13 protein-coding genes and 1 pseudogene are annotated in these 18,896 nt (G+C 66.0%); 3 read left to right on the top strand and 11 right to left on the bottom strand.

Features of this window, described 5'->3' with window-relative positions; all coding sequences use genetic code 11:
• The first annotated feature begins 2 nt into the window (after nucleotides 1-2).
• Together ABZ677_RS10620 and ABZ677_RS10615 are read left to right on the top strand one after the other, a co-directional pair.
• Entirely contained in the window at nucleotides 3-1,079 is a 1,077-nt protein-coding gene (locus ABZ677_RS10620; protein WP_037195292.1) for a ParB/RepB/Spo0J family partition protein, read from the top strand.
• 234 nt (nucleotides 1,080-1,313) lie between these two features.
• Complete coding sequence (locus ABZ677_RS10615) at nucleotides 1,314-1,994, top strand: GNAT family N-acetyltransferase (RefSeq protein ID WP_358369089.1); 681 nt, start codon at nucleotides 1,314-1,316, stop codon at nucleotides 1,992-1,994.
• Between the two features lie 34 nt (nucleotides 1,995-2,028).
• On the opposite strand, the gene ABZ677_RS10610 is transcribed toward ABZ677_RS10615, so the two are convergent.
• The 8 genes from ABZ677_RS10610 to ABZ677_RS10575 form a co-directional block, all read right to left on the bottom strand.
• Nucleotides 2,029-3,222 carry an N-acetylmuramoyl-L-alanine amidase gene (locus tag ABZ677_RS10610; protein WP_037195287.1) on the bottom strand — a complete coding sequence of 398 codons (1,194 nt, stop codon included), beginning with the start codon at nucleotides 3,220-3,222 and terminating at the stop codon, nucleotides 2,029-2,031.
• A 135-nt stretch (nucleotides 3,223-3,357) separates the two neighbouring features.
• On the bottom strand, nucleotides 3,358-3,690 hold the full coding sequence (trxA, locus tag ABZ677_RS10605; protein ID WP_008711582.1) for a thioredoxin: 333 nt from the start codon (nucleotides 3,688-3,690) through the stop codon (nucleotides 3,358-3,360).
• Between the two features lie 35 nt (nucleotides 3,691-3,725).
• Nucleotides 3,726-4,715, bottom strand: a complete 990-nt coding sequence (gene trxB, locus ABZ677_RS10600) for a thioredoxin-disulfide reductase (protein ID WP_037195710.1) — start codon at nucleotides 4,713-4,715, stop codon at nucleotides 3,726-3,728.
• Nucleotides 4,716-4,841: 126 nt separating this feature from the next.
• Nucleotides 4,842-5,585 carry a hypothetical protein gene (locus ABZ677_RS10595; RefSeq protein WP_358369084.1) on the bottom strand — a complete coding sequence of 248 codons (744 nt, stop codon included), beginning with the start codon at nucleotides 5,583-5,585 and terminating at the stop codon, nucleotides 4,842-4,844.
• Nucleotides 5,586-5,644: 59 nt separating this feature from the next.
• Entirely contained in the window at nucleotides 5,645-6,226 is a 582-nt protein-coding gene (gene sigM / locus ABZ677_RS10590; RefSeq protein WP_037195284.1) for an RNA polymerase sigma factor SigM, read from the bottom strand.
• Between the two features lie 99 nt (nucleotides 6,227-6,325).
• Nucleotides 6,326-10,537 carry a lipid II flippase MurJ gene (locus ABZ677_RS10585; RefSeq protein WP_358369080.1) on the bottom strand — a complete coding sequence of 1,404 codons (4,212 nt, stop codon included), beginning with the start codon at nucleotides 10,535-10,537 and terminating at the stop codon, nucleotides 6,326-6,328.
• Nucleotides 10,534-12,945, bottom strand: coding sequence for a glycoprotein (locus ABZ677_RS10580; protein ID WP_358369078.1), 2,412 nt, complete (start codon nucleotides 12,943-12,945; stop codon nucleotides 10,534-10,536). Before ABZ677_RS10580 ends, ABZ677_RS10585 begins: the two co-directional genes overlap by 4 nt.
• On the bottom strand, nucleotides 12,942-13,502 hold the full coding sequence (locus ABZ677_RS10575) for an NUDIX hydrolase (protein WP_032396972.1): 561 nt from the start codon (nucleotides 13,500-13,502) through the stop codon (nucleotides 12,942-12,944). Before ABZ677_RS10575 ends, ABZ677_RS10580 begins: the two co-directional genes overlap by 4 nt.
• 101 nt (nucleotides 13,503-13,603) lie before the next feature.
• Here ABZ677_RS10575 and ABZ677_RS10570 point away from each other — a divergent pair, with 101 nt between their 5' ends.
• Nucleotides 13,604-15,070: a CCA tRNA nucleotidyltransferase gene (locus ABZ677_RS10570; RefSeq protein WP_358369075.1), complete on the top strand. Its 1,467-nt coding sequence runs from the start codon at nucleotides 13,604-13,606 to the stop codon at nucleotides 15,068-15,070.
• Between the two features lie 19 nt (nucleotides 15,071-15,089).
• On the opposite strand, the pseudogene ABZ677_RS10565 reads toward ABZ677_RS10570, so the two are convergent.
• The 3 genes and pseudogenes from ABZ677_RS10565 to ABZ677_RS10555 all read right to left on the bottom strand — a co-directional run bounded on the left by ABZ677_RS10565 (nucleotide 15,090) and on the right by ABZ677_RS10555 (nucleotide 18,895).
• A pseudogene (locus ABZ677_RS10565) lies at nucleotides 15,090-16,592 on the bottom strand (DUF4185 domain-containing protein).
• Between the two features lie 59 nt (nucleotides 16,593-16,651).
• On the bottom strand, nucleotides 16,652-17,941 hold the full coding sequence (locus ABZ677_RS10560; RefSeq protein ID WP_358369072.1) for an MFS transporter: 1,290 nt from the start codon (nucleotides 17,939-17,941) through the stop codon (nucleotides 16,652-16,654).
• A gap of 24 nt (nucleotides 17,942-17,965) precedes the next feature.
• The gene (locus tag ABZ677_RS10555; RefSeq protein WP_358369069.1) at nucleotides 17,966-18,895 is read right to left on the bottom strand and encodes an NAD-dependent epimerase/dehydratase family protein; all 930 of its coding nucleotides are present in this window, start codon (nucleotides 18,893-18,895) and stop codon (nucleotides 17,966-17,968) included.
• Nucleotide 18,896: the final 1 nt, after the last annotated feature.

Here is an 18,896-nt window from a genome sequence, read left to right as displayed (position 1 = left end):
AGATGAGCTCAACGCGCAAAGGTGGTCTGGGTCGCGGCCTGGCCTCACTCATTCCCACCGGACCTGACGCCGGCCCACGTCTGGGCAACGCTGCAGCAGACGTGATCATCGGGGCCGATCGCAACGCGAAGGACCGTCCGGACACGTCCACCAAGCCGAAACGAACCGCACCGGCCGACGAGCCCACCGAGACCGCGACGGCACCCACACCGACACCGCCGGTGCTGAGTGGAGACGACCTCTCCCCCGTCGGCGCCGTCTACCGCGAGATCGCACCGGATCGAATCGAAGCCAATCCGAAGCAGCCGAGGCACGTCTTCGACGACGACTCGTTGGCCGAATTGGTCCACTCGATCCGCGAATTCGGGCTCATGCAGCCCATCGTGGTTCGTCTCGTATCGGGTTCCGCTGCCGCCGGAGACGCGAAATATCAGCTCGTCATGGGCGAGCGTCGGTGGCGAGCAAGCCAGGAAGCCGGCCTCGAGTCGATCCCCGCGATCGTTCGGGAAACCGCAGACGACGCCATGTTGCGCGATGCCTTGCTCGAGAACATCCATCGGGTGCAGCTCAATCCACTCGAAGAAGCGGCCGCGTATCAACAGCTGCTCGAAGAATTCGACGTCACGCACGAGGAATTGGCCGCGAAAATCGGTCGGTCACGTCCGGTCGTCACCAACATGATCCGTCTGTTGAAGTTGCCGATTCCCGTGCAACGACGAGTAGCTGCCGGAGTTCTGTCGGCCGGCCACGCCCGCGCCTTGCTGTCGCTGGACGCTGGGTCGGATGCGCAGGAGTCGTTGGCGGCGCGAATCGTCGCCGAAGGTCTGTCCGTTCGCGCGACCGAAGAGGCCGTCACCCTTGCCAATCGGGAGGACGGAAAGAGCCCGGAACCGGCACCCCGGCGCAAGCCGATTCAGATGCCGGGCCTCCAGGACGTCGCCGATCGCCTCTCGGATTCGTTCGATACACGGGTGACAGTCAGTCTCGGCAAGCGAAAAGGGAAGATCGTGGTCGAATTCGGTTCTGTCGACGACCTTCAGAGGATCGTCGAGATGATGGAAGCGCAGAAGAAAAAGTAGCGGCGATTTTTCAGGACCAGTCATACGCGGTCGAAACGTCACTGTGACGTAGCTCGGTCGGAGGCGGTCCCGAAATCTCGAAATCTGCTCGAAAAATACTGTGATGCAACACATTTGAATGATCGGCTCCACCCGACGGGTTAAACGAATCAATCGCCTATCCTGATCGAGGAGCGGATCGGCTCCGATCGAGAATTCTCGCGGTGAACGAGAGCACGAAGGCTGAGGTAAGCGGTGTCGGCGATGGTGACCGGAGTGACGCTCGGTTCGTTCGAGCACTTACCGACGCATTCGCGGCGATGCAGCTTCTGGGTCCTCGACCCCGCGTCGGAGAGTTCCACGGTCGACCTCGAATTCGAGAACGAAGTATGGCTGTCGACCATCATGCTCGAGTGGGGATCGTGCGGGCAGTTGCTGTCCGTCGACGGCAGGACGATCGGATGCGCCCTCTACTGTCCACCCCGCGCAGTTCCGCGGGCGACGACGTTCCCGACATCGCCGGTCAGTCACGATGCAGTTCTACTGACCCAACTCCGGATCGATTCGCCGGACGACGCGGACCTGCATTCGGCCACGCTGATTCAGGCGGTCGTGGGCGATCTCGTCAATCGTGGAGTTCGCGCTCTGGAGGCGTTCGGTATTCGGCGCAACGCCGACGATGCTGCGCCGGCGGTTCCGAACGCCACGGCGCAGCTGACGTGTTCGGCGTCGACGTGCATGATCGAAGCGGACTTCCTCGAGAAGGTCGGGTTCGAGGTCATTGCTCCCCACCACAGATTCCCGAGACTGAGGCTCGAGCTCGATCGCGATCACGGGTGGAAGCAGGATGTCGAGTCTGCACTCGAGCAGCTACTGATCGCGGCCAGCATCTCCGTCGTCGACATCGAGCAGAAGTCGACGGTCGGGGCGCGCTGACCGTTCACCGACCGACGCGTTCGCGCGCGGTAGGTCAGGGGCGATCGGAGGCAGCGAGCTCTTCGGCGAGCAACTCGGCGAAGGTGAACGTTCCGGTCGGCTGATCGTCCTGACCGAGTAGGTACAGGCGCTTCACGGCGATCAAAATAGCTTCGGCGATGATGTCGCGGAACCGCGGGTCGCTGAGAACTTCGACGTCGGATTCGTTGGTGAGGTAGCCGAGGTCGATCTGGATGGTCGGCATGTTGGTCAGGCGCAACAGATCCCACGTGCGGCCATGGCTGCGGCAGTCGAGAAGCGGTGTGCGGGCGACAATTTCACGCTGCACGTAGCTGGTCAGTACTTGACCGATCATCGAGGTGGATCCGTGCGAGTTACCGAAGTGGAAGCTCGCGACGCCGTTGGCCACGGGGCTGGTGCTCGATGCGCAGCGCAACGAGATCATCAGATCGGCACCCCAGGCGTTGGCCGTCTCGGCGCGGTCGGCGACCGAAGGATTGGTCCCGCGCGCACGGGAGAGGAAGGTCTCCATTCCGGTCGCGGCCATGCGGCCTTCGAGTCGACTCGCCAGATCCCAGAGAATCTCCGATTCGGAGACGCGGCCGAAGGCTCCGTCGACGATGCGTCCGGTGTCGGCTCCACCGAGATCGGGATCGATCACGATGCGCTTGCCGGTCAACTGCGGTCCGGACTTGCGAACGAGTTCTTCCTCGCTCATGGCGTGAGGGGATCCACCGGTGACGCGAGTTCCGAGAAGGTCGAGAGAGCGCAGGGTCGCCGGTCCACAGATGCCGTCCGGGGAGAGTCCGATCTCGCGCTGGAACGAAGACAGGCCCTCGTGTGTGCGGGGGCCGAAGAAGCCGTCGACGCGTTCGTTGTAGAAGCCGAGATCCTGCAGCCTCGTTTGCAACGAGGCGACATCGTCGCCGTACAGCGGAGCGGACAGCTGGTAGATGAGGGTTCGAGCGCCGAGATGGTACGACGCTTCTTTCAGCGCGCGATACGTGGCCGGGCCGACCACACCGTCGACCAGCAGACCGCGATGCTGCTGGAATGCGCGTACTGCTCCACCGAGGGCACCGTCGAAGACGGAACCGGGAGCTGTCCAGTGGCCGTCGTCCATCGGGCCGGGGGGAACGACTGCTTCGTGAAGAAATCCGAGAGCCGACAGAGTGCCGCGGACCTCGGCGACGGCGGGTCCGGAATCGCCGTGACTGAGTTCCTGCATCCTCGACAAAGCCTCTCGATCGTTCCGACGGCACTCACACTTGCAGCTGATGTGCCGATGCCGAAGCATCGGCACATCCGATGATTGTCGCAGAAAGACTGGCTTCCGCTGCAATCCACACTGTGTGTGGGTGAGTCAGATAACGCCTTCGAGGTCCTTGAGCAGCGCGGCCTTGCCCTTTGCGCCGACAATTTGCTTGACCGGCTTGCCACCCTGGAAGAGGATCAGCGTGGGAATCGACATGACCTTGAAGTCGCGAGCAGCCTGCGGGTTGGCGTCGATGTCGAGCTTGGCGATGGTGAGCTTGTCCTTGTGCTCGGCCGCGATTTCCTCGAGAACCGGGGCGACCATCTTGCACGGGCCGCACCAGGTGGCCCAGAAGTCGACCAGGACGGGCTTCTCACTGGTCAGAACATCGTCGACGAACGACGCGTCGGTGATGGTGACTGTGCTCTTGTCGTCGGACATTGTGTATCTCCTCGATGTTGGAAGTTCGGTGCCTGTCAGGCGTTGACTGCGTCGACCGGCTGGTCGGCGTGTTCGAGCGTGTTGCTGGTGATGTCGCCCTGCTCGGCCAACCAACGCTCGGCGTCGATCGACGCGGTGCAGCCCGTACCCGCAGCCGTGATGGCCTGCTGGTACACGTGATCGACGAGGTCTCCGGCAGCGAACACGCCTTCGACGGACGTGGCCGAAGTGGGCGACGCGACCGTGACGTAGCCGGCGTCGTCGAGCTCGACTTGGCCCTTGACCAGCTCGTTGCGGGGATCGTGGCCGATTGCCACGAACATTCCGGTCACGTCGAGGGTGGTCTTCTCGCCGGTTTCCGCGTGCTCGAGCGAAAGCCCGGTGACGCTGGTGTCGCCGAGGACCTCGAGCACCTTGGTATCGGTGAGGAAGCGAATCTTGTCGTTGTTCTTGGCGCGTTCGAGCATGATGCGCGACGCACGGAACTCGCTGCGGCGGTGCACGATCGTGACACTGCGGGCGAAGCGAGTGAGGAAGGTCGCTTCCTCCATGGCCGAGTCGCCACCACCGATGACGGCGATGTCCTGATCGCGGAAGAAGAAGCCGTCACAGGTGGCGCAGGCGCTGACGCCGCGTCCGAGCAACTTCTCCTCACCGGGGATGGACAGGTAGCGAGCTGCTGCGCCCATGGCGAGGATGATCGCGCGGGCACGGTAGGTCTCGCCGCCGGCGGAGACCGTCTTGATCGGGCCCGTCAGGTCGAGCTCCTCGACGTCCTCGGTTCGGATGTCGGCGCCGAATCGTTTCGCCTGCTCGCGCATCTGCTCCATCAGATCCGGGCCCATGATGCCCTCGCGGAACCCGGGAAAATTCTCGACCTCGGTGGTGGTCATCAACGCACCGCCGAACTGCGTTCCCTCGAACAGGATCGGTTCCAGTTCCGCCCGTGCGGCGTAGACACCGGCGGTGTAACCGGCCGGTCCCGAGCCGACGATGATGAGATCGTGAACCTTGGGGGTACTCAATGCAGACCTTCCGATCATGTGCGGGGTATACGTGCGGTCGACAACCGAGTGCTCAGCGCACACGCCGGTCGACGTACATCTGGTCAACACCACCCTAGAGGCAGTTGTTCCCCGGTGAGAGATCTGTCAGCCGATATCCCGACGCGTCAGCACGTCCGGGTTGGCGGTGCCACAGTCGTTACCCACCGCAAGGGCGATGAACTGTGCGGGCTGCGCTCCGGCGAGGACCAGCAGGGTTCCGTCTCGCCCGTCGACGCGCACTCGACTCGATCCGAGAACGGTGGTGGCCGGATCCACATCGTTGGATTGCAGACAGGCAGCGAGGTCGGCCGGATCGGCCAGTACCCCGGGATCACGCTTGCCGATGATGCTGAACGCGAAACCGGAGTCGAGGTCGGCAGAATCGAGAACCAGCGACGAATCCGGAGCCTGCGACGGGTCGGCAGTGATCGATTCGGGTTCGTCCGGTGTGAACAGGACCGCCGCGGCAGCAATCGATCCGGTCGCCAGAAGTATTGCGGCAGCGGCGGTTCCGAGAACGACACGGCGTCTGCGCGGACGCAGCGGAACGACGACGCCCACCGGGGACGCCGAGTGCTCGACCGCCGATTGCTCGACCGTGTGGAGGGTGCGATCGATCTGTCGAGCGACGTCGGGCGGAATCGGCATCGTCCCGGTGGGATCCTCGCCCACCTCGTGCAGACGAGCCGAGACGGCGTCGAGACCGGCGAGTATCTGCATCGAATCCTCGTCGAGTCGAACCAGTGGCCACAGTTGCCTACTGACGTCCTCGGGAAGTGCATCCGCATGCAGATCGGCGAGTAGCTCCGGCGAGAACGGGGCTTGTAGAGCGTCGGTGCTCGACGGCACGTTCCTGCCTCCCTTCGCCTGGTCTGCTTTCCCTCTCACACGGTATAGACGCGAGGGGGTCAGATTCGGTTCCCCGCATCTTTCAAGTACGCGAGCTGCGTCGAGAGTTTGAGTCGACCGCGGGCGCATCGACTCTTGACGGTACCGGTGGGAACGCCGAGCAATGCGGCAGCGTCGGCCACCGAGTAGCCCTCCATGTCCACGATGACGACGGCTGCACGTTGGTCGGGCGGCAACGTCATCAGAGCCTGCCGAACGAGAATGCTCGTCTCCGTCTCGGAGATCCGATCCCTGGGCGACACCGGCTCGTGACTTTCGTTCTCGCTCAACGGAACCGACGGGCGCGCTTTGTTTCTACGGATGCGGTCGAGGCAGGCATTGACGACGATCTTGTGCAGCCAACTCCGCACTGCGGCGTCGGCGCGAAACGACCCGGCCGTGCGATGGGCGGACAGCAATGCCTCCTGCAGAGCATCGGAGGCGTCCTCGGGCGTGTAGCTCGTGCGGCGGGCCGTCAGCCACAGATGTTCGTGGTGTCGGTAGATGAGTGTGGCGAAGGCATTCGGCTCCCCGGCCGCATGGGCAGCAAGAAGCTCCGCATCCGTGCGCTCCCCTGGCGCCGAATCGAAACGTTCGGTCATACGAAAACGGCTCCCCCCGTGTTAACGCATTGGGGGGAGCCTAGGCCATCGAGACCGCGAAGTACGAAACGAACCCGTTTTGGTTACCGAATGCCCGATCTAGGAGTCGAAACCGATCCCGGAGATCGAGGTGGCGATGCGACCGCCCTGTTCACCGAGACTCGTGATCCAGACGAGCACGTTCCCGGTCGGCTCCGTGTCGCTGAGGGCGATGTCGGTTCGGCCGTTCTGCAGCGTGGCTTCACCGAGCAGCGTGGTGTCGCTCAGGCTGGGTGAGTCGTTCGGGGCCGACCGGATCTCCACGACGGTTCCTGGAGACGTCGATTCGATCCACGCGTTCTGCAGCGTCGAGGACGGGATGGACACGAGCAGCCCGACACCGTTCTTGAGGGCCGGGAACTGCTGGAAGTACGAGTCGGTCGTCCAGGCGGTGTTGGGGTCGTTGTCGATCACGTTGGAGGCGGTACTCGGGTTGTCCGCGGAACCCTGGGGTGAGAACACGCTGACGCCGTTCATCGCCACCGGTCCACCGGCCTCGGCCGGAGGAGCAGTCGCATCGCCTGCCGGTGGTGCGGTGGCCGGAGTGGTGAGACCGAAGTCCTGGGTGTCGAGCGGAGTGTCGGTGTCGTTGCCGGCAATCGAAGTGAACAGCCAGAAGCCGGCGAACGCGAGAACGACGACAGTCAGTGCGCCGAGTACCGCGATGGCGATGTTGGTGCGCATCGACTTGGCCTTCTCGGCGGCGATCTCCTCGGGATCCGCGAGCGAGTGCCCACTGGCACCGGGCGCTCGCTGGCCCAGTCGCAGCGCCGGCATCAGATCCGTCTTGTCGTTGACGACCGCTGCTTGATCGAGGACGTGCTGCACGGTGGCAGCGGTGCGGATTCCGCTGTTCTGTTCCAGTGCCCGCACTGCGACTGCGGAGATCTCGAACGGAACGTCCGGACGGACCTGTCGCGGCTCGAGCGGGGCACCCTTGTCGTCGCGGTCGGCCGGGCGCATGCCACCGACGCTGCGGGCCTGAGCCGCATCACCGGATACGACGGCACCGCCGGTGGTGTCGGACAGCGGCCACCTGGCGGTGATCAGCGCGTAGAGCATTGCGCCGAGTCCGCGGACGTCCGAACTCGGGTCGGCGTCGGCCAGTGTCGCGGGGAAGGCGAGGACGGCATTGCCGCTGGAGCTGATGCGCACGCGATCGGGGTGATCGATCGACAGGGCACCGCCGCTGCGGTGTGCGGCCTCGGCTGCTGCGGCCAGTACCTTGATCGCGCGCGCAGCACCGGTGGGTGCAGGCACGGTGTCGGCCATTTCGCGCAGCGACCGGCCGGGCGTCCACTCGGCGACGACGATGCCGCCGGAGCTGCCACGCACCACGTCGAGCACGCGGGCGAGGCCGGGCGAATTGATCCGACCCAGACGGAGCGTGCGCGAGAGAATTGCCTGCGGTCCCTGGGTGCGGTCGTCGGTCGAGGCGGTGGATTGCTGATCGGCGTCGACGAACGTCAGTGCGACCTCGCGATCGAGCTTCACGTCGTGGGCCTGCCAGAACTTGAGTCCACGTGCGCCGCCGTGCGGTGCCAGCAGTCGGTACCGTCCTCCGGCCACAGAGGCACCGGGAATGAGTGTCGGGCCGCGGAGCGTGCGCTCGGGAGCGCTCGCCGGGGCTGTTGCAGCTGCGGCCTCGTCCGTGGTGGTCGAGTCGGCAGTGCCGGGTGTGGCCGGAGTTGCTGCGGTCTTCTCGGAATCCGCATCGGCCGCGGACTTCGACTGCTCCGGCTTCGACTGCTGCGTCGACTTCTTCTCGCCGGGGGTCTCGACCGGAAGATCGGCTTTGGAGATGGAGATGGTCTTGTCGGTCGGACGCGCCGCGAGAGCAGCCTTGGAGATGGAAATCGTCTGATCCACCGGCTTCGGAGCAGGCTTGTCGGCGGCGGGCTTGTCGGCAGCGGACTCGACGGGAGTTGCCTCGGCGGCGGTCTTCTCGACGTCCTGCTCGGGAGCCGCGGCCGCGCTCGGTGCCGTCGACTCGGCTGCAGTCTTCGAGTCAGCGGCAGCCTTCGACGGTGTCTCGGCGGGCTTCGGAGTCTTGGCGGAAGAAGCAGACTCGGCCTTCACGGGCTCGGTGCGGTCCTGGGTGTCGACCTCGACGCCGCCGCTCGTTCGGTCGGCTTCGCTTGCTGGAGATTGTGCCGGCCCCCCAGCAACATCGTCGTCGGTCACAGTAACTCCTTCAGGCGAATATGCCCCGTGTTGATCTACGAACGGTCGACCCTCATGAGCGTCTGCCCCCGGGTGCCGATGACCAGGGTACGGGAGCCGATCCCGCGCAGTGTCCCATGTGGGCTCGGTTCGAATAACCGGAATCACGCCGGTTTCTGCAGCAGCCAGATCTGCGTCCCGCGCTTCGGACGTGCCGCGGAATCTGCGGACGAGGCGGCTCAGGGCCACGGTGACCGCCAGAACTTCGGGAATCTTGCCGAACCAGAGGATCGAGAACGTGATGCCGAGCATGATGACGGCGTCGATCGCCACGCGGGCGAAATTGCCGACCCAGCCGTTCATCATGGCGTCGAGCCCGAGGATCCGGTCGATCGCGAGCATGGCCGCGCCGCCGGCCAGTGAGGCGATGAGCACCAGCCAGACCGTCTTGCCGACGTTGGCCATCCGCAGGCTGCCCAGGCTCTTGTGGAGCAGGTATCCGCCGATGATCGCGCCGACGGTGTAGCCCAGGCCGGTCGCTGCACCGAGGAGCAGCACCACCTGCTCGGGCGAGGACGCGACGATCGGGGCGAGCAACGACAGGCCGATCTTGACGGCGGTGATGCCGAGGATGATCCACGTCGGTGTCCAGGCCTTCTCACGGGCGTAGAAGACTCGCAGGTGGATCAGCACCAGGGCGTACGGGATGAGGGAGAACGCCGACCAGCTGACGGCCTCGCCGAGTCTGGGTGCGACCTCGGCGAACCGGCCGAAGCCGTACAGCGCCTCGCCCACCGAAGGCCCCGCGAAGGTCAGGAACACCACGATCGGCACCAGCGCGACCATCGTCAGGCGGGTCGCGACCGAGAGATCGTCGACGACGGACGGAGTGTCACCGTTGGCTGCGTTGCGGCTGAGTCTGGGCATGATGGCCGTCAGCACCGTCACGCCGAGGATGCCGTAGGGCAGCTGCAGCACGATCCAGGCCTGCGAGTAGATCACGTTGCTCGCATCGTCGGTGCCCGACGCGATCCTGGTGGCCACGATCAGCCCGATCTGGCTGATGACGACGTAGAGCACGATCGCGGCTGCCATCGCGCCGAACTTCTTGAGTCGCTCGTCGAATCCCCACAGCGGGCGCAGGTCGATGCGTTCGCGGCGCAGGGCCGGGATCAGAGCGAGGACCTGGGTGATGACACCGGCGGTCACACCGAGGCCGAGAACGAGGATCTTGGGGTTGCTCATCTCGATCGTGTTCGCGGTGATCTCGCCCGGGACGAAGGGGTACAGGGCGAACACCGCGAGCACGATCAGGTTGTTGTACACCGGTGCCCAGGCTCCGGGCTTGAAGTTCTGCCGGGTGTTGAGCACCGCCGTGAGCAGGCCGGACAGTCCGTAGAACATCAGCGCGGGCAGTACCAGATAGGTGAACGCGATGGTCAGGTCCTCGTTGACCTTCGGATCGCCGTCGAGCATCAGCCGCGCCAACAGTGGGGCTGCGATGGTGGCGGCGAGTGCCACGGTTCCGAGGAGCGCCACCGCGATGGTGAAGAGGCGCCGAACGAATGCCCGTCCGCCGTCGGCGTCCTCCTGCTCGGCTCGGACCAACACCGGAACGACGATGGCTCCGAGCACTGCGCCGAGGACCAGCTCGGAGATCATGTTCGGCAGGATCGTCGAGACGGTGAACGCACTGGCCAGCGCCGCGCCGAGGGTGGCCGTCATGGCGACCTGCTTGGCGAATCCGGTGATGCGGCTGACCAGGGTCGCTACCGCGATCGAACCGGACGCGGCCAGCAGTGACTTCTGCGGCCTCGGTTCGGGCTGTGGTGCCGGGTCGGACCCGCCCGGCGGAATTCTCGTCGGCGGAACCGTTCCGGACGGTGCCTGCGGGTAGTCCTCGTCCCGGAATCGCGGGATCATCTGGGTGACGGTGTCGTCGGCGGCCGGTTGCCCGTCGAGCGGCGGCGGCGCCGGGTACGAGCGCAGCTCCGGCCGCGACTGCCGCTCCCACGGCGCGGACCGCGGTGGCGTCGTGCGGCGGAACACCTGCGATGCGGGCATGCGTGACCGCGGCAGGTCGCCGTCGTACGGGACGTTGCCTGTCATGGTCTCTCGTACCCTTCGTCGGCCGGGTCGGGTTGACCTCTGAAACGGTGCCAGAGGCGTCGACCTGCAAGTAACAGTAGGAGAGCACCGGCGCAGGCGGTAATTATCGCCAGTGCCTGGCCGTATGCGTTCGATCGAACGGACACCGTCGAGACCTCGCCGAGCCGGGAGCCGTCGAGCGTCGTGACGGAGAAGTCGACCGACAGATTGCGGGTGTCGTCCACCTCGGCCGGGACGGTGATGGTCCGTGATCCACGGGCCGGAAGTTGGGTGATGCCGACGTCACTGATCGTCATCTCCTGCGGCGCATCGACCCGGAGCAGCACGTTGACCGGGACGGGAAGGTCGTTGCGGGCGACGAGCAGCAGCGGGCTCTGCTCCGAGGCGAGGGTGTAGACCCCGCCCGGGGCCAGCACGGTCACCGATCCGTAGATGGTGTCCAGTCCGATGCGGATGGCGGCGAGTCGGTCGCTCGCCATGGTGCCGGTTTCGTCACTGGCGGCGCCGGCGCGACCCGCCGTCGACAGTGCGCGGAGCATGTCCTCGCGCAGCGGGGCGGTGTACAGCCGTGGGGTCAGCTCGGACTGAGGATCGTCGACGAGCGATTGCATCAGGGTGTCGACCCGGGCGCTCTGCGATCGCACCAGGCCGATGGTGTCGGCATCGAGTTCGGTGGATGCGTCGATGCTGGTCACCGAGGGTCCGGACGTGGGCTCGGCGAGCAACTCGGCCAGTGGGCGCGGCGTCGCCAGACCGGAACGCAGCAGCGAGGACACCGTCGACAGAATCGCCGACGGTTCGTCCCCGCCCGCGGTCCAGTACTGCGGGGGCGCGACGGTGACGGTGCGGCCGGGCCGATCGGTGCCGACGAGTGCATGGAAGTTGATGGCTCCGAGCGCATCCTGCAGGCGTGCGGTGCGGGAGTCGGTGGCGAGATCGAAGCGCTGCTCGGTGGGGGTCAGGGCGGGCGTGGACGGGGTGTCTCCGACGCCGGCCAGCGCCGCAGCAGTAGCGGCGTCGTAGTGGGTGACGGCCAGTGTCTCGGTCTGCTGATCCCCCGACGGCTGGGTCTCGGACGAAACCAGCAGCGAGGTGGGGGCCGAGGTCGGCGGGTCGAGGCTGTTGTCGGCGACCAGCACGGTGTCGGTGCCGGCCGACCGCAGAGCATCGGCGGTGCCCGGGTCGACCCCGCCGGTGGTGCTCCAGGTGAAGCCTCGTGTCGAGGTGATGCCGAGGATGCCGTCGACGATGTCGGCCGGGGTACTGACGGCACTGCTGAGCAACGTGGGATCGCCGATGTCGGCCACCGCTCCCAGATCGGTCTGAGCGAACGGCATCGCCGTCACGCAGCTGCTCGACGCGACCGCTTCGAGTCGGGACAGCCACTGGGCCGCGGCTGCACTTCCGGTGCCCTCGCGGGTCGTGCTGGCGGGATCGGCCGGGTTGTCGACGACGAGGTATCCGCGGGTCATGTTCGAGACGGTGACGAGCAGGTCGGGGTCGAGGCCGATACACAGGCTCGACGCCAGTCTGCCGTCGGGATCGAGGCCGGGTTGCGTCGCGAATTCGAAGGCTTTGAGCAGGGTGTCGAGCCGTCCGCCACCGGTGAGTTCGCCGGCCAGTTCGTCGTCGATCAGCCGAACGCGCTCGTCCACGGAACCGGGGATTCCGGCAGCGAGGCGAGGAATGTCGGCCAGTGGCCACAGGACCGTCATCGCGACGGGGTTGCTGGTGTTCGGGGGCAGCGGCATAGCGCCGGGAGCGGTGGGGTCCATCTCACCGGGATTGCGGGGTAGTCCGACGACCGGGAGCAGGAAGCGGGCGTCGTCGAGTCGTGCGGTTCCGCCGTATTCGGGGGTGCCGTTGACGTTGAGCAGTAGCGGGTAGACGCCGGGGGCCTCGATTCCCAGCGAGGGTTCGGTGGTGCTGCGCAGCTGCATCGACATGTCGAACTGGCGGCTCTCGTCCTTCTCCAACGAGTCGGCGACCGTGACGAAATCGCCGACCCGCTCGAATCGGTCCTGGTCGAGAGTCAACGAGGTCCGCAGTCCGGCGGTGGTGTCGACGGCGGCAGCGGCCTGCATCCGGACACTGACGTCGTCGACGCGGCGGTCCCCGGTGTTTCTCACCGTGGCGCGCACGGTGACGAACGGGTCGCTGCTGGTGGTGACGGTGGAGGGGGCGACGGTCTCGATGCTCAGCGTCAGGAAGGGGTTGCCGTCCTGCGTCATCGGAGTGTCCGGAACTGCGCTGGTGGTGCCGCTCGCGTCGCCGACGGAGGAGTCGGGTTGGGCTGCGGCGCCGGGAAGCTGCGCGGGGATCAGTGCTGCGGTGCCGACCGACGGTGCCACCGCAAGAACGAACGTGGTCAATGCGGCGGCAGCGACCTTCCGGGCCCGCACGATCACTTCCCGCCGGGGATGGGTGCGCCCGAGTTGCCGCTGCTCATGTCGTCGATCAGGCGGGTGGCGATGGCGGCGAGTTTGCGTTCGTCGGCATAGGCGAGTCGAGACGGTAGTTCGGTCAGCGGAACCCACGCGACCTCGGTCACTTCGAGGTCCTCGTCGGAGAGTTCGCCGCCCAGGAATCGGAGCAGGTAGTGGTGGACGGTCTTGTGGACGCGTCGGCCCTCGGTGACGAACCAGTAGTCGATGCTGCCCAGCGAGGCCAGGACGGTACCGCGGATACCGGTTTCCTCGGCGACCTCGCGCATGGCCGTCTGCTCGGCCGTTTCGCCCTGCTCGATGTGACCCTTGGGCAGGGACCAGAGCAGGCGTCCGCGGCGGTCGGTGCGGCCGATCAGGGCGGCGCAACGCTTGGCCGGAGGCCCGTCGAGGCCGTCGACCACGAGGCCGCCTGCGGAGGTCTCGCGGACGGTCCGCAGCTTGGGTGCTTCGGTGTCGGCGCGTGCCTGACGCCGCCGCGGGTTGCGGCGGCTCCTGTTCGCACGTTCGGCAGCAGACACCCGATCCATACTAGTTGCCTGTGCGCACTCTTCTACTGTGCCGCACCGCGGGGTGAAGGCCGGGACAATCGATCGGCTCGGCGCAAGTAGGCTCTTCCACCGTGGCCGATCAGTCCCTGTCCTCCGTTTCCGCCGAGCAGACCGATGCCCGCCGGGAGAGGTTGCTGGCGGGAGCTGCTGTGACGCTGCGCGAACTCGCTCCGGTGTTGACGCCGCTGGGTGCACTGTTCGCGGCGGCGGGGCACGAGCTCTTCCTCGTCGGTGGCACGGTGCGCGATGCAGTTCTCGGTCGACTCGGAACCGACTTGGATTTCACCACCGACGCCAGGCCCGAGGACGTGCAGAGGTTGCTGTCGGGCTGGGCGGACCATCAGTGGGACACCGGCATCGCGTTCGGGACCATCAGTGCGGCCAAGGACGGCCAGACGATCGAGATCACCACCTATCGCACCGACTCCTACGATCAGGTCTCCCGCAATCCCGAGGTGCAGTACGGCAACAGCCTCGAAGAAGATCTCGTTCGACGCGATTTCACCGTCAACGCCATGGCAGTACGTCTCGGAGCGGACGGTGCTCAGGAGTTCGTCGATCCACTCGGCGGGATGGATGCGCTGCTCGAGGGTGTTCTCGATACCCCGTCGGCACCGGAGGTGTCGTTCGGAGACGATCCACTGCGGATGCTGCGGGCCGCGCGGTTCGTCTCTCAGTTGGGATTCACGCTGATGCCTCGGGTGCATCGGGCCATCGAGGACATGGCGGAGCAGATCGACCGCATCACCGCCGAGCGAATCCAGGTGGAGTTGGACAAGCTGTTGCTCGGCTCGCACCCGGTCGACGGCATCGACGTGATGTGCGAGACGGGATTGGCGCAGCGGATCGTTCCCGAGGTGCCCAACATGAAGCTCGAGATCGACGAGCACCACCAGCACAAGGACGTGTACACCCACTCGCTGACGGTGCTCGCGCAGGCGATCGATCTCGAGGACGGCGATCCCGACCTCGTATTGCGTTGGGCCGCACTGCTGCACGACATCGGCAAGCCCGATACCAAGCGAAACGAGCCGGGCGGCGGAGTCAGCTTCCATCACCACGAGGTCGTCGGAGCCAAGCTGGTCCGAAAGCGCATGCGCGCCTTGAAATATTCCAAGAAGATGATCGAGGACGTCTCGCATCTGGTGTTCCTGCATCTGCGTTTCCACGGCTACGGCAAGGGTCAGTGGACCGACTCTGCCGTCCGCCGCTACGCCACCGATGCCGGCGAGCTACTGCCCAAGCTGCACAAGCTGGTTCGGGCCGACTCGACCACGAGGAACAAGCGTCGAGCCGCGGCGCTGCAGGCCACCTACGACGACCTGGAAGAACGCATCGCCCGCATCGCCGAGCAGGAGGACCTGGCGCGGGTGCGGCCGGACCTCGACGGTAACGCCATCATGGAGTTGCTGAACATCCCGGCCGGACCCGACGTGGGCAAGGCATGGAAGTTCCTGAAAGAACTGCGCCTCGATCGAGGACCACTCTCCCGCGAGGACGCCGAGGCCGCGCTGCTCGAGTGGTGGCCCACGCAGTAGGCGCGTCCCGCGCACGTGCTCAGGACGAGCGAAGATCGGCCTTGACGAGGTAGACGTTGTAGCTGTCCCACTCGGAGATGGTGAAGTACAGCTCGTTCGAGGTCGACCACGGGTGAATGAAGCCGCCGTACGCTTTCGGGTACTCGGCAGTGTCGATCAACGTGCTGGGCGCGGTCCACTCCCCCTGCGGCGAATTCGCCTCTCGCAGCACGATATCCCCGCGGATCGGATCGAGATACGTCATCTGCCACAGGCCTCGGGACTCGTCGTGACGGACCGACAGTTCCCCGGCCATACCGTCGGCGATGGGGGTGGCCTCGTTCGATCCGACGGGAGCCCAGGTGCCGTTCACCCAGTATTGGTATGCGGTTTTGTTCAGCACGTCGGTTTTCGGGACGCGAGCGAGACCGACCTGTCCGACGCGTCCGTTGACGGTGCCGAACATGTAGACGTACTCCCCCGCCGGGACCATTGTGGACACCTGGAACTTGGAGAAGCCGAAGACGTTGTCCCACTTGGCATGCTGGTCCTTGACCCAGGTGGAACCGTTGTCGTCGGAATAGGCGATGCCGCCGTAGTTGGTCCACCACAGGCCGGGAATCGTGCTCCAGCGCCTGATGGACATGTACGACATGTACTGCCGATCGTCTATGGCGAAACCGGAGGTGGGAATGACCGTGGTCTCCCAGTTCTTCACCTTGCGCGAGGGCAGTAATTCGGCTGCGTGACAACGGGAATCCTGCACCATCGAGTCCAGGGTCATACCGTCGGACAGGTCGGTGTCGGTGCTGTGGCCGAGCGCGTTGGAGCGCCAGTCGTCGCCGCCGACGACGCCGAACTCCCACCCCTTACCGAAGGAATCGCCGAATGCGACGGCGACCTCGCCGGGCTTGCTCTCTCACATGATGCCGAGGTCGGTTCCGTTCACCTGCCAGCGCTTGTCGGTGCGGTTCTCCGACCCGGGTCCGGTCAATTGGGAGACCACTGCGACGCTCCCGACGGTGGGTATCGCCACAGGCGGAGTCTTCGGACCGGGCTCGGCTGCAGGGATGGCGGGTGCAGGCGGCGCCGTTCCCGGGGTACCACCGGGTCCGGGAATCGGGATGGGAATGGTTTCGGGTTGCGGGTCGATCTCGATGCGGGGGAACGGCAGATGATCTGCAGAGCCCGTTGCCGGCGTCGGTGAATCGGTGTCGTCGGTGAGATCGGGGCACGGGTCCGCACACGGGTCGGTCAGCGGTTCGGCCTGCACGCGAGTGTTGTTCGGGGCGGGGTCGGGAACCGGCACGAGTTCGATCGACGGATACGGCACGGGGATCACCACACGATCCGGCAACGGCGGCAGCTGCGGCGGATTGCCCGGCCCGGTGGGCTCGGGTGGGTAGTCCTTGGGGTCGAATCCTGTTTCGCCACAGGAGTTCACCGGCGGAGGCGGTGCTGCGAACGCCGGGGGCGCAGCAAGAACGGCCGTACCTGCGGCAACCGCGAGTATGCACCCGAGCGACGTCGTGCGGCCGTACATGCGGTGCCCCCGTGCTCTCCGACGAAACCTATCGGTCCGATACGGAAAGGTACACCACGTCAGCGGCGTGTGCGCCCGGTGTTCATCACCGCCGCGGCCAGGCCGAGAGCGTAGATACCGGCCCCGACGAACACCAGGATGTGCGCGGTGGGGTCCTGGCTCAGATCGGTCGTGTCCGGGCCGACCGCGACCGCCGCAGCAGCGAGGGCAGCGACGAATGCGACGTTGAACACGGTGTCCTGCAACGCGAAAACGCGTCCGCGATGGGCGTCGTCGATCTCTATCTGCATGGCAGCGTCGCCACTGAGTTTGACGGTCTGCCCGGCGATGCCCAGAAGGAAGGCTCCGATCAGCAGACTGGTCTGCGTCAGACCCGATACGGCACCGAGCTGCGCCACGATGGCGAGCACAAGCGCGGCGGCGATCGTGCGGGTGCGCCCGAAACGGGGAACGGCGAAGGGGGTGATCAGGGCGGCGAGGAACATGCCGATCGCCGTGGCACCGACAGCGATGCCGAAGCCGGCGAGGCCGCCGGGCAGCGAGCTCTCTACTGCGCTCTCGCGCAGAATCAACACCATGATCAGCGTGTTGATGCCGAACACGATGCGGTGCGCACCGATGCCGAGCATCGCGGTCGTGACACCGGCGGAGCGCCAGACGGCCTGTGCGCCCGATTTCAGTCCCGCAGCAACGTCTTTCAGCGGACTGTCGGTGCGGCTCTCGACGCCCGGTCCGAGCGATCGCGGGCGGAACCGCGCGGCGGCGAGCGCCCCGACGATCGATCCGGTGGCGGCGAGACCGACTGCGATGCCCGAACCGAGATCCCCTGCGCCGACGAGACCGATCACCGCGACCGCGAGGCCCGCACCTGCCGCTGCGAAACCGGATCCGACGGTCGCCAGTACCGAGTTCATCGGTACCAGCCACGATTGCCGAATCACGTGTGGCAAGGACGCCGAGGCGCCGGCCAGTACGAATCTGCTCAGCCCTACAGTGGCCAGCGCCAGCAGCAACAGCGGTGTCGAGTCCACTCCGGCACACAGCAGCAGCGCGGTGGCCATGATCAGGACAATGCGGATCAGATTGGCCCACAGCAGGACCGACCGCCGATCCCATCGATCCAGTAGAGCTCCGGCGAACGGCCCGACCAGCGAATACGGGACGAGCAGCACCGCGAACCCCGCCGCGATCTCGGCAGGATTCGTCGCACGCTCCGGGTTGAACAGAATGGCACCGCTGAGCGCGGCCTGGAACAACCCGTCGCCGAACTGACCGGCGAACCTGATGGTGGTCAGCTTGCCGACCCCCGGAGATTCGCGTAGCCGGGTACGGAAGGAAGCGTCGCTCACCGACGGGACTTTAGCCCCCGCCCGTCATACGGAGACGGCGGGAGTCGCGGCCCACCACGCCATCGTTGCGGCAGTGCCGTCGACGAGTGACGTCGGCTGCTGCCCGAGGATCGCCTCGCTGCGGCTCGAGTCGAGGACGTAGGGGTAGCGGAACTGGTAGAGGGTGTCGCCGAGTTCCTTCATCGGTCCGGGCACCGCGCTCAGCAGTCGCAGTGCCCAGGCCGGAATGGTGCCGACCTTCGGAGACGGTAATTGTGCTGCAGCCGAGAACATCTCGATCATCGCTCGTTGCGACACCGCAGGCGCGGTGGGCGCATGCAGGACGGTGTTCCACAGCGACGGCGACGCCGCGGCCGTGATCATCGCGGCTGCCAGATCCGGCACGTAGGTGAACGAGTGGGGCAGATCGGCAGAGGCCAAGACGCGGACCGGTTTGCCTGCCAGAATCGGCGCGATCACCCGCTCACCCATGTGCGAGGTCAACACACGCGGCCCGTAGAAATCCGAGGCAGCGACGCTGACGGTGGGTGTCGAGTGCGCGTCGCGTGCGGCCAACAGTTGGGTGCGCACCCCCAGCTTGCGGAACGTCGCGTCGCGGGGCGAATCCTCGCGGATCGGACCGTCGACTCGGCCGTAGGCGTACAGACTTTCGGGGAACGCGACGACGGTGCCCGCGGCCGCGTCGAGCACGCGGTGTTCCATCGCGACGAGCTTGTTCCGCCACACCGTGTTCTCGTACGCGACGTGGGTGCAGTGGTAGACGGCGGTGGCACCGCTCAGGTGGGGTCGAAGGTCATCGGATTCGATGTCCACAACGCGGCGTTCGATCATCGGGTGCTCGGGGCCGCTGCCGGATCGAGTGAGGACTCGCACCGAATGACCCTGTGCAGCAAGCTGTTCGGCGACCGTCCAGCCGACAGGTCCGGCTCCCGTGACGACGTGAAGTTCGGTCATG

The sequence above is a fragment of the Rhodococcus sp. NPDC006774 genome, assembly GCF_040636045.1.
Classification (GTDB): domain Bacteria; phylum Actinomycetota; class Actinomycetes; order Mycobacteriales; family Mycobacteriaceae; genus Rhodococcoides.
This window is presented reverse-complemented; position numbering and strand designations above follow the sequence as displayed.

Excerpts from the sequence above, each read along its gene's own strand:
- ABZ677_RS10620 (WP_037195292.1), top strand. The coding sequence starts at position 3 with ATGAGCTCAACGCGCAAAGGTGGTCTGGGTCGCGGCCTGGCCTCACTC.
- ABZ677_RS10610 (WP_037195287.1), bottom strand. The coding sequence starts at position 3,222 with ATGCAGGAACTCAGTCACGGCGATTCCGGACCCGCCGTCGCCGAGGTC.
- trxA (WP_008711582.1), bottom strand. The coding sequence starts at position 3,690 with ATGTCCGACGACAAGAGCACAGTCACCATCACCGACGCGTCGTTCGTC.
- sigM (WP_037195284.1), bottom strand. The coding sequence starts at position 6,226 with ATGACCGAACGTTTCGATTCGGCGCCAGGGGAGCGCACGGATGCGGAG.
- ABZ677_RS10585 (WP_358369080.1), bottom strand. The coding sequence starts at position 10,537 with ATGACAGGCAACGTCCCGTACGACGGCGACCTGCCGCGGTCACGCATG.
- ABZ677_RS10555 (WP_358369069.1), bottom strand. The coding sequence starts at position 18,895 with ATGACCGAACTTCACGTCGTCACGGGAGCCGGACCTGTCGGCTGGACG.